The 14,573-nt window shown below is 62.8% G+C and carries 20 protein-coding genes and 1 pseudogene; 16 read left to right on the top strand and 5 right to left on the bottom strand.

What is annotated here, in order from left to right; translation table 11 throughout:
* Positions 1 to 133: 133 nt before the first annotated feature.
* Positions 134 to 439, bottom strand: a pseudogene (locus tag YY7_RS51510) (transposase); the annotation flags it as partial.
* A 531-nt stretch (positions 440 to 970) separates the two neighbouring features.
* On the opposite strand from YY7_RS51510, the gene YY7_RS0113345 reads away from it, so the two are divergent.
* The 3 genes from YY7_RS0113345 (at position 971) to YY7_RS63050 (ending at position 1,808) form a co-directional block, all read left to right on the top strand.
* The gene (locus YY7_RS0113345) at positions 971 to 1,180 is read left to right on the top strand and encodes a cold-shock protein (protein WP_028163691.1); all 210 of its coding nucleotides are present in this window, start codon (positions 971 to 973) and stop codon (positions 1,178 to 1,180) included.
* Between the two features lie 98 nt (positions 1,181 to 1,278).
* Positions 1,279 to 1,524: a hypothetical protein gene (locus YY7_RS63055; protein WP_028163690.1), complete on the top strand. Its 246-nt coding sequence runs from the start codon at positions 1,279 to 1,281 to the stop codon at positions 1,522 to 1,524.
* Positions 1,525 to 1,592: 68 nt separating this feature from the next.
* A complete protein-coding gene (locus YY7_RS63050; protein ID WP_028163689.1) occupies positions 1,593 to 1,808 on the top strand; it encodes a hypothetical protein in 216 nt (71 codons plus the stop codon).
* A gap of 255 nt (positions 1,809 to 2,063) precedes the next feature.
* Here YY7_RS63050 and YY7_RS0113330 read toward each other — a convergent pair whose 3' ends face one another.
* Positions 2,064 to 2,249: a hypothetical protein gene (locus tag YY7_RS0113330; RefSeq protein WP_028163688.1), complete on the bottom strand. Its 186-nt coding sequence runs from the start codon at positions 2,247 to 2,249 to the stop codon at positions 2,064 to 2,066.
* Here YY7_RS0113330 and YY7_RS0113325 point away from each other — a divergent pair.
* Positions 2,248 to 2,601 carry a hypothetical protein gene (locus YY7_RS0113325; RefSeq protein WP_028163687.1) on the top strand — a complete coding sequence of 118 codons (354 nt, stop codon included), beginning with the start codon at positions 2,248 to 2,250 and terminating at the stop codon, positions 2,599 to 2,601. The two genes, YY7_RS0113330 and YY7_RS0113325, sit on opposite strands and share 2 nt — an antisense overlap.
* A gap of 800 nt (positions 2,602 to 3,401) precedes the next feature.
* On the opposite strand, the gene YY7_RS0113320 is transcribed toward YY7_RS0113325, so the two are convergent.
* On the bottom strand, positions 3,402 to 4,367 hold the full coding sequence (locus tag YY7_RS0113320) for a 2-hydroxyacid dehydrogenase (protein WP_028163686.1): 966 nt from the start codon (positions 4,365 to 4,367) through the stop codon (positions 3,402 to 3,404).
* Between the two features lie 349 nt (positions 4,368 to 4,716).
* On the opposite strand from YY7_RS0113320, the gene YY7_RS0113315 reads away from it, so the two are divergent.
* From YY7_RS0113315 to YY7_RS0113305, 3 genes are read left to right on the top strand one after another with little or no spacing between them, the layout of a single operon-like run.
* Positions 4,717 to 5,085, top strand: coding sequence for a YciI family protein (locus YY7_RS0113315; protein ID WP_028163685.1), 369 nt, complete (start codon positions 4,717 to 4,719; stop codon positions 5,083 to 5,085).
* Positions 5,082 to 6,359: an RNA polymerase sigma factor gene (locus YY7_RS0113310; protein ID WP_028163684.1), complete on the top strand. Its 1,278-nt coding sequence runs from the start codon at positions 5,082 to 5,084 to the stop codon at positions 6,357 to 6,359. Before YY7_RS0113315 ends, YY7_RS0113310 begins: the two co-directional genes overlap by 4 nt.
* Before the next feature lie 36 nt (positions 6,360 to 6,395).
* Positions 6,396 to 6,809, top strand: coding sequence for a VOC family protein (locus YY7_RS0113305; RefSeq protein WP_028163683.1), 414 nt, complete (start codon positions 6,396 to 6,398; stop codon positions 6,807 to 6,809).
* A 1-nt stretch (position 6,810) separates the two neighbouring features.
* On the opposite strand, the gene YY7_RS0113300 is transcribed toward YY7_RS0113305, so the two are convergent.
* Entirely contained in the window at positions 6,811 to 7,248 is a 438-nt protein-coding gene (locus YY7_RS0113300; RefSeq protein WP_028163682.1) for a hypothetical protein, read from the bottom strand.
* Positions 7,249 to 7,398: 150 nt separating this feature from the next.
* Between YY7_RS0113300 and YY7_RS0113295 the strand changes: the two genes are divergently transcribed.
* A complete protein-coding gene (locus YY7_RS0113295; protein ID WP_028163681.1) occupies positions 7,399 to 7,968 on the top strand; it encodes a histidine phosphatase family protein in 570 nt (189 codons plus the stop codon).
* Here YY7_RS0113295 and YY7_RS0113290 read toward each other — a convergent pair.
* Entirely contained in the window at positions 7,965 to 8,753 is a 789-nt protein-coding gene (locus YY7_RS0113290) for an SDR family NAD(P)-dependent oxidoreductase (protein WP_028163680.1), read from the bottom strand. The two genes, YY7_RS0113295 and YY7_RS0113290, sit on opposite strands and share 4 nt — an antisense overlap.
* Positions 8,754 to 8,915: 162 nt before the next feature.
* On the opposite strand from YY7_RS0113290, the gene YY7_RS0113285 reads away from it, so the two are divergent.
* From YY7_RS0113285 to YY7_RS0113250, 8 genes are all read left to right on the top strand, one after another.
* Positions 8,916 to 9,569, top strand: a complete 654-nt coding sequence (locus tag YY7_RS0113285) for a glutathione S-transferase family protein (RefSeq protein ID WP_028163679.1) — start codon at positions 8,916 to 8,918, stop codon at positions 9,567 to 9,569.
* On the top strand, positions 9,570 to 9,938 hold the full coding sequence (locus YY7_RS0113280; RefSeq protein ID WP_028163678.1) for a nuclear transport factor 2 family protein: 369 nt from the start codon (positions 9,570 to 9,572) through the stop codon (positions 9,936 to 9,938).
* Positions 9,939 to 10,087: 149 nt separating this feature from the next.
* Entirely contained in the window at positions 10,088 to 10,501 is a 414-nt protein-coding gene (locus tag YY7_RS0113275; protein WP_028163677.1) for a YciI family protein, read from the top strand.
* Between the two features lie 138 nt (positions 10,502 to 10,639).
* Entirely contained in the window at positions 10,640 to 11,059 is a 420-nt protein-coding gene (locus tag YY7_RS0113270; RefSeq protein ID WP_028163676.1) for a YciI family protein, read from the top strand.
* Positions 11,060 to 11,099: 40 nt separating this feature from the next.
* A complete protein-coding gene (locus tag YY7_RS0113265) occupies positions 11,100 to 11,465 on the top strand; it encodes a YciI family protein (protein WP_028163675.1) in 366 nt (121 codons plus the stop codon).
* Positions 11,466 to 11,754: 289 nt separating this feature from the next.
* Entirely contained in the window at positions 11,755 to 12,450 is a 696-nt protein-coding gene (locus YY7_RS0113260; protein ID WP_028163674.1) for a TetR/AcrR family transcriptional regulator, read from the top strand.
* Between the two features lie 120 nt (positions 12,451 to 12,570).
* A complete protein-coding gene (locus YY7_RS0113255; protein WP_028163673.1) occupies positions 12,571 to 13,065 on the top strand; it encodes a DUF2852 domain-containing protein in 495 nt (164 codons plus the stop codon).
* A gap of 534 nt (positions 13,066 to 13,599) precedes the next feature.
* Positions 13,600 to 14,571 carry a Na+-dependent transporter gene (locus tag YY7_RS0113250; RefSeq protein ID WP_028163672.1) on the top strand — a complete coding sequence of 324 codons (972 nt, stop codon included), beginning with the start codon at positions 13,600 to 13,602 and terminating at the stop codon, positions 14,569 to 14,571.
* The last annotated feature ends 2 nt before the right edge of the window (positions 14,572 to 14,573 follow it).

Genomic DNA, 14,573 nt, shown 5'->3' with positions numbered 1-14,573 from the left:
AAACGGATAGGTCGGCATGCGGCCGTAGTCGCCAATCATTGCAGGCGGCCGCTGTTCTCGCGTCGGATCGTCCAATGACGGCTAAAGTGGGTATGCGACGTGGTATTGCGCTTTTGGACGCACTCTCCGACCTTCAGGCAGCGCGGATGGCTGCAATCAGGCTCGGTTTGCCGACGATGTTCATCATCCGTGTGAGGTTATAGGCGAGAACATGCAGCGCCATCTCAGCGGCTACATTCCGTAGGTGCTTCATCAGGAAGTGGGTCGCACCCATACGGGCTTTGATCGTGCCGAAGGGATGCTCGACCGTCTCGCGCCGCGTCCGCATGGCGTCAGGATTGGAATCGAGCCGTCTCTGGACCTCCTCGACCACATGCTCATGCTCCCAGCGCGTGATGCGGCGCTCCTTTGACGGCGTGCATTGGCTCTTAATCGCGCAGCCTAGCGTCTTTGATCGCAGGGGAGATCCCAGGGCCGCTCCCGCTCGCCGAGACCGCCATCAACATTGTTGTCTGTGACGAGTACCTGCAATTGAATCTCCTTGCTTGTGGCTGCGAATGCGACACTTCCGTGCAGGCAGTCAAATGCGCAGGAGCTTCATTGCGATTTTGAGAATGGCGGCGGCGACATTCGTCACCGGAGTCGACGTGCTGATCTGCTTGCAACAGCGATGCAGCTTGGTGACATCAACGTCACCACTCTCGTTGACCACTGTCAATCAAGGAAGTCTATTCTTGCAGGCCTACAGACTCACTCAAAGCCTCTCTGATCGGAGCACCAGAATTGGCTGGGCGAACAAGTTGGCTTCCCTCCTTGCAAATTCCGAAAAGTGATGTATATTGGAGTTGTTCGATTAGCCGCTGTGCCTTGTTGAATGCGCCTGCGGGCTCCTTTTCCAAAGACATCGACGAAGTTGAAGATAACCGCGCGGTTGTCGCGCGGCATGCGCTTGCGCGCTTTGGAGAAGAAAATGACTACAGGTATTGTTAAGTGGTTCAATGGCCAAAAAGGCTTTGGTTTCATCCAACCGAACGACGGTGGCAACGATGTGTTCGTTCACATCAGCGCTGTTGAACGGGCTGGCCTTTCCGGACTCGGCGAGGGTCAGAAGGTCAATTTCGAGATCAAGACCGACAAGATGCGAGGCAAGGTCAGCGCTGAGAACCTCTCGCTGGCTTGATATTGTCGGCGCCGTTTCACGGATGTACTGAAACGGACCCTCTGCCCGCTCGATCCTCGGATTGAGCGGGTTTTGTCCGTTGTGGAGCCCGGTGAGCGATGAGCGCGAAGAAGCCGACAGAGCTATCCCCCGAAGGCATTGCGCGTTCCTATCGCAAGCGCCTGGCCGCTGAAGAGGGGGCGCGGGCATTGGCAGACGTCGAAAGGCATGCGATCGAAGTTCGCACGAACATGGCGCGACTTCGAGAGACGCGTGAGGCCAAGGAAGCAGCTGACGCAGCCCTTCGAGTAGCTTTGCCTCCAGTGCCTGCGCCGAAGAAGCGCCCAAGGAAGCCGCGGATTTAGCGACCTGCAACCAGGGCCAACGGCGAAGAAAATTGGGAGGGCCGATCACATGCCAGAGAGCGCGGGTCGTGCGTAGAGCCAGGTCGGACGGCGGCGGGACAATCACTTTCTTTCTCGCGTTCGGCGCAAATCGACAAATGTGCCGGTTAGCGACGACATTCAGTACGCAGAAGCAGGCCTTCAGCTATCTGCAGAAGCATCGAACAGAATTCGAGCGTATGGCGCGGGCGCGTCTTGCTTCAGGCAAGCTCGAAGACGGGATTGTCGTACTTTCGATGCTCTAGTTGTCAGGCCGGACTAGGTTTGCAAGACCGCTTTTCGCGATCTCAATTGAATGCCTGGACCCTTTCGCAGACCAATGTCGCCCTGGAGACGAGGCTTCGTTCGTCCCGCGCTTCCGTGGCAAGCTATCGATACCCGTCAACGTTTCAAGCTCCTTCGATATCGGCAACACACTGCCCCGCGGCCCTTTGACTGGTCAACCCCAGGCCTTCTTCGTCTGCGGCAAGCGACTCGTCATCAAATTAGAAATGCGACATCTAGGGCGCCCTGTCGAGCTGGCTTCGTCGCTCCGCTTCCCTGGCCAACCGTTCAGCTTTCAGCCGCTCCCGATTTGCATGGAACGCCTGTTCGGCCTTTTCGTACTCAGTGATGACTTTGTTCTCGGTCTGCTTGAACAGATTATTCGCCTCATTGGCTGCATCCGATGGGGAATGCTGTCTCATGCGTCTCCTCCTTGTTTCTGGTGATCTTCAGTCGCCCAATGTCAGCGGCTTCGAGGTGCTCGGCTTATCGTCGGGTCGGCTTACTACGCTTGGGGCGATCAATTCGCACGCGGTCGAACTCCTTGGGGCCGTCGAGCAGATCACGCTTGCGCACTGCCCGATCATCTGCCGTCGTCGTTGTGTCGCCCATGCTATCGATCGTGTCGCCAGCCATTTTGCGAGCGCTCTGCTTCTGGCGATCCTGATCGGCGTGCGACGTAAGTCCCAGTTGCACCAGGCGGCTTATCGCCTCGGACAAGCCAGGCTTGTCTTCCTGCTCATCTATCCATGCTACGATGGCCCTCAGCAATGATTCCGAAGGACTAAAGCCTGCAACCTGAGCTTGGGTGGAACGGCTTACCGGTTTTCTCATCGGACCTTTCAGTTTGCAAACAGAGTGGCCGTGGCGGCCCGCGCCTCGGCACAATCAGAAAACCAACGAGCAGTCCTCCCGATGGGTTCCGACTGAACAGGGAAGCGGGAGCTATCCCTTGCGCAAGATGATGACGCTCCAGACTCAAGCTCGTCCATTACGGGCGCCTTGGAGCCGGAAGTTGACATTCAACGAAGTGAACGAGGGCTGGTAACTGAGGCGGCCCTACTTTCCCAATGCATCGACTGCTTTGGACGATCTGCGCAATGCGGCTCCGCTCACGGCTAATACCGCGTCATTGTGACCAATCGTCAGCAAGGCTAACTGAGCGATCAACGATCGTATGTTAACCCGGTTCCTAAAGGCGCTCGCGCTCGGTCGTTCTATTTTTCAGGCGGCCTCACCGGACCTGCGATCAGGCGATATTTCGGAACCCACGCCGTATTCCACGTCTCCATCGTTGCTCCGCAAACGGCACATTCGAAGCTGCCGATCTCACGGCTCTCAGCCATGGCTTCGGAGCGATTATAAACAGCGCCGCACCTGCACCCTCGATGACGAGTCCCAGTCATTGAGGTTTTATGCGCTCCTCGAGCCACGATTGCCAGCCCTCAAATGTCCGGAAGGGATCAAAGGCATCGATGTTGTCAGGTTCGCAGCACGTCAGCTTTCCCTCCGAAAGCGACGCTTCTCGCGACACCTACGTTCTTGAATAACTGAAGCCCGGCGCGACAGTTGCGCTAATACCCCCGCCTGCGGTCGACCACGTGCTCCAGCGCGCCGCCGGCCTCATAGCGCTCGATCTGCCGCGCGACATATTTCGAGATCTCGTCCGGATCGGTGTCGGCCGCATTGTGCGGCGTCAGCACCACCTTCGGATGGCTCCAGAACGGGCTGTCCGGTGGCAGCGGTTCGGTCTCGAAGACGTCGAGCGAGGCGGCGCCGAGTGTGCCGTCGTCAAGCGCGCGCAAAATGTCGACCTCATCCTGCAATCCGCCGCGGCCGGCATTGATCAGGACCGGCGCGCCCATCGGGCTGTTGCGATTCAACTGGGCAAAGACCTCGCGGTTGAGCACGTGCCGCGTGTCCGGCGTCAGCGGCAGCAGGCAGACCAGGATGTTGGTCTGTTGCAGGAAGGCGCCGAGTTGTTCTGTCCCGGCAAAGCATTCGATGCCGTCGATCTGTTTCGCGCTGCGGCTCCAGCCAACCACGCGGAAGCCGATCGCCCGCAGCACCTGCGCCGCGTCGGCCCCCAGCGTGCCCATTCCCATGATGCCGACCGTGATCGCGCCCGCTGCCCATTGATGCCGAGGCGCCCAGCGTTTCTCGCGCTGCGACTGGCGCAAGTACAGTTCCTGGCGGTGATGCATCAGCACGTGCAGCGTCACATATTCCGTCATCCGGCCGGTGAGATCGGACACCGCGACGCGGACCAGCGGCACGTTGGGCAACGAGGCATCCGCCATCAGCGCGTCGACGCCGGCGCCGAGATTGAAGATCACGCGCAAATTCGGAAACGCCGCAAGTTCGCCCGGGCGCGGCTTCCAGACCGCGGCGTAGTGCACATCAGCGGGATCGGCGCCCGCATCGGGTAACAGCAGCACGCGCCTGTCCCGGCAGACTTCGTCGAACCGGGCTTTCCACCGTACCGGCGACCAGTTTTCGGTGCCGCCATGTACCAGCAACGCCAACGCGCCTTTCGTCATTCCTGAACCCCTCGCCAACAACGTGACCTGTATCACATAACGAACCAAATCGGTCGCATACTCTCCTGCCACCGATCAAGGGGAGACTCTGAGAAAGCCGACGCGCAGCTGGCGCGACAACGAAGCCAAGGCACTTGGTATTGCCGCGAAATGCGGATGCTGCCGCCCCGCGTCATTGCGAGCGGAGCGAAGCAATCCATCTCGCCACTCGTGGAGGCATGGATTGCTTCGCTCCGCTCGCAATGACGGCGGGCGCGGTGCGGAACTCACCCCTTCTCAAAATTTCTTCTAAGTGTTGTCGGCTGCGGGCATAATCGTTCGTCTTCAACACAACGGAGATGCCTGACGCATGCTGTATGCCATCCTTTGCTATCACGACGAGGACATGGTCGGTTCCTGGACCAAGGAACAGGACGCGGCCGTCATGAAGAAACTATCCGTCGTGCAGGAAAAGCTCGCCCAGCAGGGCCGGCTTGGGCCGGTGGCGCGGCTGTTGCCGACCACGGCGGCGACCACGCTGCGCAAGGACGATCCGCCGCTGGTGCTGGACGGTCCTTTTGCCGAGACCAAGGAGCAGCTGCTCGGCTTCTATGTCGTCGACTGCAAGAATCTCGACGAGGCGCTCGACGTCGCGCGCGACCTCGGCGCGGCCAATCCGGGCGGCGCCTATGAGATCAGGCCCGTCGGGGTTTTCAACCCGGGGAGTGTTCAGCCGTGACCGATACCGCCTGGATCGACGCCGCGCTGACTTCGGCGCGACCCCAGGCGGTCGGCGCGCTGCTCCGCTATTTCCGCGATCTCGACCGGGCGGAGGAGGCGTACCAGAACGCCTGCCTGCGCGCGCTGAAGAGCTGGCCGCAGAACGGCCCGCCGCGCGATCCCGCGGCGTGGCTGATCATGGTCGGCCGCAATGTCGGGATCGACGATATCAGGCGCAGCCGCAAGCAGGAGGCGCTACCGGACGACGACCAGGCGATCTCCGATCTCGACGACGCCGAGGACGCACTCGCCGAACGGCTCGACGGCTCGCATTATCGCGACGATATCCTGCGGCTGCTGTTCATCTGCTGCCATCCCGATTTGCCGCCGACGCAGCAGATCGCGCTGGCGCTGCGCATCGTCTCCGGCCTTTCGGTGAAACAGATCGCGCGCGCCTTTCTGGTCAGCGAAGCGGCGATGGAGCAGCGCATCACCCGCGCCAAGGCGCGCGTGGCGGAGGCGAAAGTGCCGTTCGAGGCGCCGGGTGCGGCCGAACGCAGCGAGCGCCTCGCTTCCGTCGCGGCGATGATCTACCTGATCTTCAACGAGGGCTATTCGGCGAGCGGCGACACCGCCGAGATCCGCAGCCCCCTCTGCGAAGAAGCAATCCGGCTGGCGCGGCTGCTGCTGCGCCTGTTCCAGAGCGAGCCGGAGATCATGGGGCTGACCGCGCTGTTGTTGTTGCAGCACGCCCGCGCTGCGGCGCGGTTCGATGCCGACGGCGCCGTGATCCTGCTCGAGGACCAGGATCGCCGCCTGTGGAACCAGACCTTGATCGCCGAGGGGCTGGCGCTGATCGACAAGGCGATGCGCCATCGCCGCAGCGGGCCCTACCAGGTGCAGGCCGCGATCTCCGCACTGCATGCGCGCGCGGAGAAGCCCGAAGACACCGACTGGATACAGATCGATCTGCTCTACGGCGCGCTCGAGATCATGCAGCCCTCGCCTGTGGTGACGCTGAACCGCGCCGTGGCGGTCTCGAAGGTACGCGGGCCGGAAGCGGCGCTCGAGATGATCGATCCGCTTGCCCAGCGGCTGCAGAACTATTTCCACTTCTACGGCGTCCGCGGCGCCTTCCTGATGCAGCTCGGCCGCAATGACGAGGCCCGCGTCGCCTTCGACCGCGCCATCGCGCTTGCCAACACGACCGCGGAGGCCGCTCACATCCGCATGCATCTCGACCGCCTGATCCGCGACAGCCAACCGCGCGGCGCCAAATCTTCAAAGAAATAGTTTTCCGCTACTGCCCTCAAACCCAAGGAGCAAGCCATGCAGGTCAATCCCTATCTGTTCTACAGCGGCAATTGTGAAGCGGCGCTGAAATACTATGAGAAGGTGCTCGGCGCGAAGATCGAGGCGATGCTCACCCATGAGCAGGCGCCGGAATCGATGCCCGTCGCGCCGGACTGGAAGAAGAAGATCATGCACGCCAAGATCACGATCGACGGCGAGATCATCATGGCCTCCGATTCGCCGCCGGAATATTTCAACAAGCCGCAGGGTTTTGCGGTCTCTCTCACCGTGGAAGACCCCGCCGACGGCGAACGCAAGTTCAAGGCGCTCGCGGAAGGCGGCACCGTGACCATGGCCTTCACGCCGACCTTCTGGGCCAAGGGCTTTGGCATGTGCGTCGATCAGTTCGGCATCCCCTGGATGGTGAACTGCCCCGCCGAAGGAATGTGACCTATCGGCACCGCGGATAGATCGCCGAGAGGTCGCGCCCGCGCAACAGTAGAAGCCGCGACGTCAATCCGCCGTGGCTTACGATCCAGCCGCGCACCGGCGCCGGATAGGCCTCGAGCACCGCCTCGGAGGCCTCCGGCTCGGCATAGAAACGCCCGCTCCTGTCGACCGAACGCGCGGCATGGAAGCCGAGCACGGCGCGCCGCGTCACGCAGATGCGATTGTTCGGAACCATCGAGAGCACCAGTGTGCAGGCCGACAGGCAGGGCCCGTCGATCACCACGCGCTCGCCGGAGGCGCGCACGCGCGCGAACAATTCGATGAAAGGCTCGACTTGTCCGCCCGGGCTTGCCAGGATGCGGACCTCGGCGCGCGCGAACGAACTTGCTCCGAGCAGCGCCGCTGCGATCAAAGCCGCCTTGATCACCGCCCTTGACATCCGCTGGCTCCCCGATCTCCTCGTTCTCCTCGCATATTTAGCGGCGTCGCATGCGGCAAGATTTTGTCATGCAGCTTCGTCTAGGCTATCGAACTACATGCGATTCCTTCGCATGATGCTGCTCGCCGCAAGGCTGGCTCAGGCTTCAAGATGAACATCGAAACCAATCTGTGGCTGATCCGGCACGTGCCCGTCGATGGGCCGAAAGGGGTCATCCATGGCCCGGACGCGCCGGCCGACCTCGGTGACGAAGCGGCGCTTGCCGCGCTGAAGGCAAGGCTGCCGCAAGGCGCGTTCGCGGCCTGCAGCCCGGCGCGTCGCACGCGGGAGACCGCGGCCGCGCTCGGGCTCGCAGCGGTCGAGAACGCCGCCTTTCGTGAACAGGATTTCGGCGCCTGGACCGGGCGGCGTCACAACGATCTCGTGACTGAGCTCGGCGATGCCTATCACGCGTTCTGGCGATCGCCGGCGAGCAACCGGCCGCCCGGCGGCGAAAGCTTCGTCGATCAGATCGCGCGCGCGAGAGAGGGGCTGGCATCGCTGCCGGCGGGCGATGCCGTGTTGGTCGTGCATTCCGGCACGATCCGCGCCGTGCTCGCGCTCGCGCTCGCCCTTCAGGCTGAGAACGCCTTGCGGTTCGTGATCGATCCGCTGTCGCTCACCCGGATCGATCGCCTGGCCACTGGCTGGCGCGTCATCGCGGTCAACCGGCGCCCCTAGCCGTTCCGCCCTTCTCCGCGCAGCGTCGGCAATCCGATGCCGGCGGCATCGAAGCCGCCATCGACGGCGAGGATCTGCCCGGTGATGTAGCTTGCGCGCTCGGAGCTGAGGAAGAAGATCGCTTCCGCCAGTTCCTCCTCGAGGCCGTAGCGGTTGAGCGGGATCGCGTCGTGATAATCGGCGCGGATGGCGGCCGTATGCACCGCTTTCGCCATCGCGGTGTCGACCGGGCCAGGCGCCACCGCATTGACACGGATGCCGAGCGAGGCGAGCTCGACCGCGAGTTGCTTGGTCAGATGCGCTAGCCCCGCTTTGCTGGTGCCGTAGGCCGAGCGCAGCGTCGAAGCGCGTACCGCCGAGATCGAGGTGATATTGACAATGGCGCCGCCGCCATGCTCGCGCATCAGCGGCGCGGCTGCCTTGGCGCAAAGGAACGGTCCGGTGAGGTTCACCGCCAGGATCCGGCTCCAGTCGGCGTCCGAGGTATCGAGCAGCGGCGCGAACACCGCAACCCCAGCATTGTTGACGAGCGCATCGAGCCGGCCGAAGCGTTTTTCCACCGCGGCAACCGCCGCAGCGACAGCAGCGGCATCGGAGACGTCGCAAGGCAGCGCCAGCGTGTTCTCGGCCTGTTTGAGGCTCGCGACCGCCTCGTTCAGCAATTCGCGCTCGATATCCAGGAGCGCTACGCGCCAGCCCTCGGCGAGAAATCGCCTGGCGGTGGCAAGCCCGATGCCGCGCGCCGCTCCGGTGACGAGCGCGACCTTCTGCGAAGATGAAGTCATGGATGTTCCAACGTTTTCCGATATTGGTTCCTGTTGCGCCGTCTACCAGGCGAAAGCAAGGTCTGCGGCCGCGAAATAAATCCGCCGGCGATGTCGGGCGCCCTGAGCCCTGCTTCGTCTTCCCTGTGGCGGCACATCCGGCCGCCGGCAACAGGAGTTTCCATGTCGCTGACGCTGCACTATCACCCGCTGTCGTCGTTCTGCTGGAAGGTGCTCATCGCCCTCTATGAGAACGACGTCCCGTTCGCGCCCAATCCCGTCGACCTTTCCAATCCTGCCGAGCGCGCGGCGCTGTTGAAACTGTCGCCGATCGGGCGCTTCCCGGTGCTGCAGGACCATGCGCGGAACCAGGTCGTGCCGGAATCCAGCATCATCATCGACTATCTTGACCGCCACTACGGAGCTGCCACCAGGTTTATTCCTGATGACGCCGATGGCGCCCGGCAGACCAGGCTGCGCGACCGCTTTTATGATTTGTATGTGCACCTGCCGATGCAGAAGATCATCGGCGACCGGCTGCGGCCCGCGGACAGGCGAGATCCGCATGGCGTGGAGGAGGCGAGGGCGCAGTTGCGCAGCTCCTATCGCATCATCGACGGGCAGATGGCGTCGGGCGGCTGGGCTGCGGGCAAGGAGTTCAGCCTGGCCGATTGCTCCGCCGCGCCGCCTCTGTTCTACGGCAACATGGTGATGCCGTTCGGCGACGAGCACGAGAATCTTCGCGCTTATTTCGAGCGCCTGAAAGCGCGCCCGTCCTTCGCGCGGGTGATGAAGGAGGCGGAGCCCTATCTCAAGATGGTGCCAAAGGAGAGCTGAATGCCATCCATCGACAAAGCCGAGATCATCCGCGCGATCTTCGCCGCCTATCTGGCGAACGACCGCGAAGGCGTCGAGGCGGCCTTCACCGACGACTTCCATTTCACCAGCCCGTATGACGACAATCTGGACAAGCCGACCTATTTCGCCCGCTGCTGGCGCGATAGCGATTGGATCGCGAGCCATGAGCTGGAACGGATCTTCGTCAAAGGTGACGAGGCCTTCGTGACCTATCGCTGCGTGGCGAAGGACGGAAACAGCTTCCGCAATACCGAGTTCTTTGCCTTCGACGGCGACAAGGTGAAGCGCATCGACGTCTATTTCGGCGCCACCTATCAGGATGGCAAATTCGTCAAGCAGGGCGCGTAGGGTGGGCATGCCGCCCGCGCCCAATTGCCGCAATGACCTCCAGAATAATTTTGCAGGGACCTGTCGGTGCGGCAAAACCCGGTTCGTCTTATCTGCGAGTGCCTGAAGACAAGTGACCGATAAGTGACCCCCTAACGGAGCGCGAGACGATGCGATTCATGGTGATAGTGAAGGCCAGCCGGGACACCGAAGCCGGCGTGATGCCCTCGACGGAACTTCTGGCTGCGATGGGCGCCTTCAACGAGGAGATGGTCAAGGCCGGCGTCATGCAGGCGGGCGAGGGCCTGCATCCGAGCGCGAAGGGCGCGCGGGTCAGCTATGACGGCGGGCAGCCCCGCGTCAGCCGCGGACCGTTCAGCTTGAGCAACGATCTCGTCGCCGGCTTCTGGCTGATCGAGACCAACTCGCTCGATGAAGCGATCGACTGGATGAAGCGCGCCCCGTTCCAGGACGGCGAGATCGAGATCCGGCAGGTGTTCTCCACCGAGGATTTCGGCGAGGCATTGACCCCCGAACTGCGCGAGCAGGAAGAGCGCCTACGCGCCCAGGTCGCCACAAGGTAGCCCTCGCCGTCATTCCGGGGCGTCCGAAGGACGAGCCCGGAATCCATCGGACCGCATGCGCAAGCTGAGAAATGGATTCCGGGCTCATCGCGTTGCGATGCCCCGGAATGACATCCCCCAAACCACAAGGAACCACCCATGCGATTCATGATGCTGATGATCCCGCTCGGCTTCGAGACCGCGCCGCCGAAGATCGACCTCGATCCCGAACGCGTCAAAGCGATGATGCAATACAACCAGGCGCTGAAGGACGCCGGCGTCCTGATCGCGCTGGACGGCCTGCATCCGCCGTCGGCGGGCGCCCGCGTCTCTTTCGCGACCGGCAAGCCTGTGGTCACCGACGGTCCGTTCACCGAATCGAAGGAAGTGCTCGGCGGCTACTGGATGATCAACGTGGCCTCGCGTGCGGAGGCGATCGAATGGGCCAAGCGATGCCCGGCCAGCGAGAACGAGATCATCGAGATTCGCCAGGTGCAGGAAATGAGCGATTTCTCAGAGGAGGTGCAGAAGGCAGCCGCCGGCTTCGAAGAACTGCAGCGGGACTCGGCGCACCGCTGAGCCACGCACCGATCGTCAATTCAACGCAAGGGAGAAGCACATGAGCAGCAACGATACGTTCCTCGCCGTCTATCTCGGCAGCATGAACGGCGCGCGAATGACGGCCTGGCGCGCGCTGCCGGAGGCCGAGCGGCGCGCCAAGGAGCAGCAGGGGATGGCGGCGTGGGGCGCCTGGGTCGAAAAGCATCAGGGCGTGATCGTCGAGATGGGCGGCCCGCTCGGCAAGACCAAGAAGGTCGACGCGAACGGCATCGCCGACATCACCAACCTGTTGACCGGGTTCACCGTGGTGCGTGCCGCCTCGCAGGAGGCCGCCGCCAAAATGTTCGAGAACCACCCGCATTTCGCGATCTTCCCGGGCGAGTCCGTGGAGATCATGCCGGTCCTTCCGATCCCGGTCCGTTGATCTCGCCGCCGGCCCCGTAGCCCGGGTGAAGCGCCAGCGTAACCCGGGGCGGTCGTAAACGCGGACACAGCCGTCCCGGGTTGCGCGGAGCCTGTCATCGGGCGCGCGTTCGCGCGACCCGTTGGCTCCGCCCGGGCTACGAACCGCCGTCATTCCGGGGCGATGCGATAGCATCGAACCCGGAATCTCGAGACTCCGGGTTCGGCTCTGCGCGCCGCCCCGGAATGACGCGAAGTTGCGCCCTCGGCGCTAGTGACCTTTGCATCCGGCTCATGTAAGAGCTTTTCACATGAGCTGGCGCAAGGATCAGCGCCGCGGCGAGCGCGGCTATCATCACGGCAATCTCAAAGAGGCTTTGCTGCAGGCGGCGCTCGACTTGATTTCGCAGAAGGGGCCGGCCGGCTTCACCTTCGCCGATGCCGCGCGCATGGCCGGCGTCAGCCCCGCCGCGCCCTATCGGCATTTCCGCGACCGCGACGAACTATTGTCGAGCATCGCCCAGCGCGGCTTCGAGCAGTTCGAGCAGCTCCTGACGCAGGCCTGGGACGACGGCCGTCCGGATACGATCACCGCGTTTGAGCGCGTCGGCAAGGCCTATCTCGCCTTCGCGCGCGAGGAGCCCGCGTTCTATTCGGCGATGTTCGAATCCGGCGTTCCGGTCGAGACAACTCCTGCATTGATGGCCGCAAGCGAACGCGCCTTTGCCGTCATTCGTGCCGCCGCGGAGCGGCTTGCGGCTTTGGCGCCGCCCGGCGTGCCGCGTCCGCCGGCGATGATGATGGCGCTGCACATCTGGGCGATGTCGCACGGCGTCGCTTCGCTGTTCGGCCGTGGTGACGCCGCGCGTCGCAAATTGCCGATGACGCCGGAAGAGCTGCTGGAAGCCGAAGTGCTGATCTATCTGCGCGGTCTCGGCTTCCCCACCGAGCGCACGCCCGAGCCGCTGGACGAAAAGCCTGCCGGTCCCTGGGGCAAACCGAAATAAAATTGCCGAAATAATTTTGTCGCACCCCCGTGGGGTCGGCTTGACTTTCGGAATGGATCGGCCAAGTATGTAAATGTTATTTACATTCACAACGGCGTGATGCCGTGATGGAGAAGGGAAATGGCCTACACCGCAGATGTCAATCGATGGCGCGGCCCTGTGGAAGAACCCTACCGCCCACGCATGTTCGAAAGCCCGTGGCACCCCGGCTGGATTGCCGTGACCATTCTCGGCTTCATCATTTGGTGGCCGATCGGGCTCGCCCTCCTCTTTTTCACACTCGGGAGCAGAAGAATGGGTTGCTGGAGTCACCACGATCAGGATCGCTGGCAGAACAAGATGGAGCGGATGCAGTACAAGATGGATCGCATGCGCGACCGCATGGAGCGCCGCGGCTTCGGCTGGGGCTTTGGTCCGCCCTCGAGCGGCAACCGCGCCTTCGACGAATACCGCGCCGAGACGCTGCAGCGTCTCGAAGAGGAGCAGAAGGAATTCAAGGAATTCCTGAGCCGTCTGCGCCACGCCAAGGACAAGGAAGAGTTCGACGCCTTCATGAACCAGCATCGCCAGCGTCCGACTCCGCCGAACGACCAGCCCCCGCCGCAGCAGGGCTAAAGCCATAGCGTTTTCAAGCGAAGTGGGCACCGGTTCGCGTGAAGAAAACGGGTCAAAGAATAAGATCGAGAGCTAGCCTTCAGGCGATGTGCCCCCATAAAACCTGATGGCCCTGAGCCGCCCGTTTGCGAAAGCAGACGGGCGGTTTGGTTTTTGAAGCGGCCGTGTTGAACACTTCCGCTGCCGCAATGACGCTGTCGTCCCGGCCTTGAGCCGGGACCCATAACCACAAGTGTTTGGAGTGTGCTCCGCTGCAACCACTTGCACGCGCCACAACAACCGCTTGTGGTTATGGGTCCTGGCTTTCGCCAGGACGACACTGTGCCTCTTGCCAATGGCGTCGCACGATGCCAATCAAGACCCATGGACGATTGCCTGACCTTCACTGCGTCGCGCTGGTGGCGCTCCTTTTAAGGAGCGGCACGTCGTCTTGTCTCATCTGCAAAACATGAACGAGTGCCGCCGCGGTCCGGCGGGCGCGTGTTCTTGTCTCAACAGGTCTCCCCGTGCTGCGGCTCTATCAGGAGAACGCCGATGCCTGTTGCCTTGACTGCTATCATTGCTGCCATCGTCGGGCCGCTCGCGTGGCTTGGCCGCCAGGGTACACGCGCCGTCGCCGCGTTAGTGTTCATCGGCATCGCGATCCCGCCGCTCGGCGAAGCCTTGCGGCCCTTCGTTACGGAGGCCGTCTTTCTCCTGCTCTGCATCTCGTTCATGCGCGTGGATATCTCCGCGCTGCGGCTCTATCTGCGCCGGCCTGCGATTGTGCTCGCTGCGACGGCATGGACGCTGCTGGCGGTCCCGGCCATGACCGGCGTCTTCTGGCGCGCGGCCGGCCTCGGCACAGCCTCGCCGGACCTGTTCCTGGGCTTGATGCTGCAGGCGGTGGCTTCGCCGATGATGGCTTCGCCCTCCCTCGCGGCGCTGATGGGGCTGGACGCCACGCTGGTGCTGATCACGCTGGTGACCGGCACCGCGCTGGTGCCGCTCACCGCGCCGCTGTTCGCCTATCTCTTCTTCGGCTCTGCCTTGACATTGTCGCCGGTCGCTCTCGGGGCAAAACTGTTCCTGATCCTGGCCGGCGCGCTCGCGGTCGCCGCGATCATCCGATGGTTGTTCGGGCTTGCCGCCATCGAGCGCCACAAGGCGCCGATCGATGGCCTGAACATCCTGATCCTCCTGGTGTTCGTGTGCGCGGTCATGGGCCCGGTCGCGCCGAGCTTCTGGCATGAACCGCTGCAGGCGCTGGGGCTGACGCTGCTTGCCTTTGCGGTGTTCTTTGCGCTGCTCGCCGGCACCATGCTGGTGTTTCGCCGCTTCGGCATGGAGCGCGCGCTTTCCTTGGCCTTGATGGTGTCGCAGCGGAACATGGGCCTGATGGTCGCCGCCACCGATGGCCTGCTGCCAGGCCTGACATGGCTCTATTTCGCGCTATCGCAATTCCCGATCTATCTTGCGCCGCAACTACTCAAGCCGATCATGGGCAGGCTGACGAAGTGGCGGTAGAG

The sequence above is a fragment of the Bradyrhizobium elkanii WSM2783 genome, from assembly GCF_000472865.1.
Lineage (GTDB): Bacteria > Pseudomonadota > Alphaproteobacteria > Rhizobiales > Xanthobacteraceae > Bradyrhizobium > Bradyrhizobium elkanii_A.
Note: the sequence above shows the minus strand (reverse complement) of the source record. Positions and strands in the feature narration are given on the sequence as shown.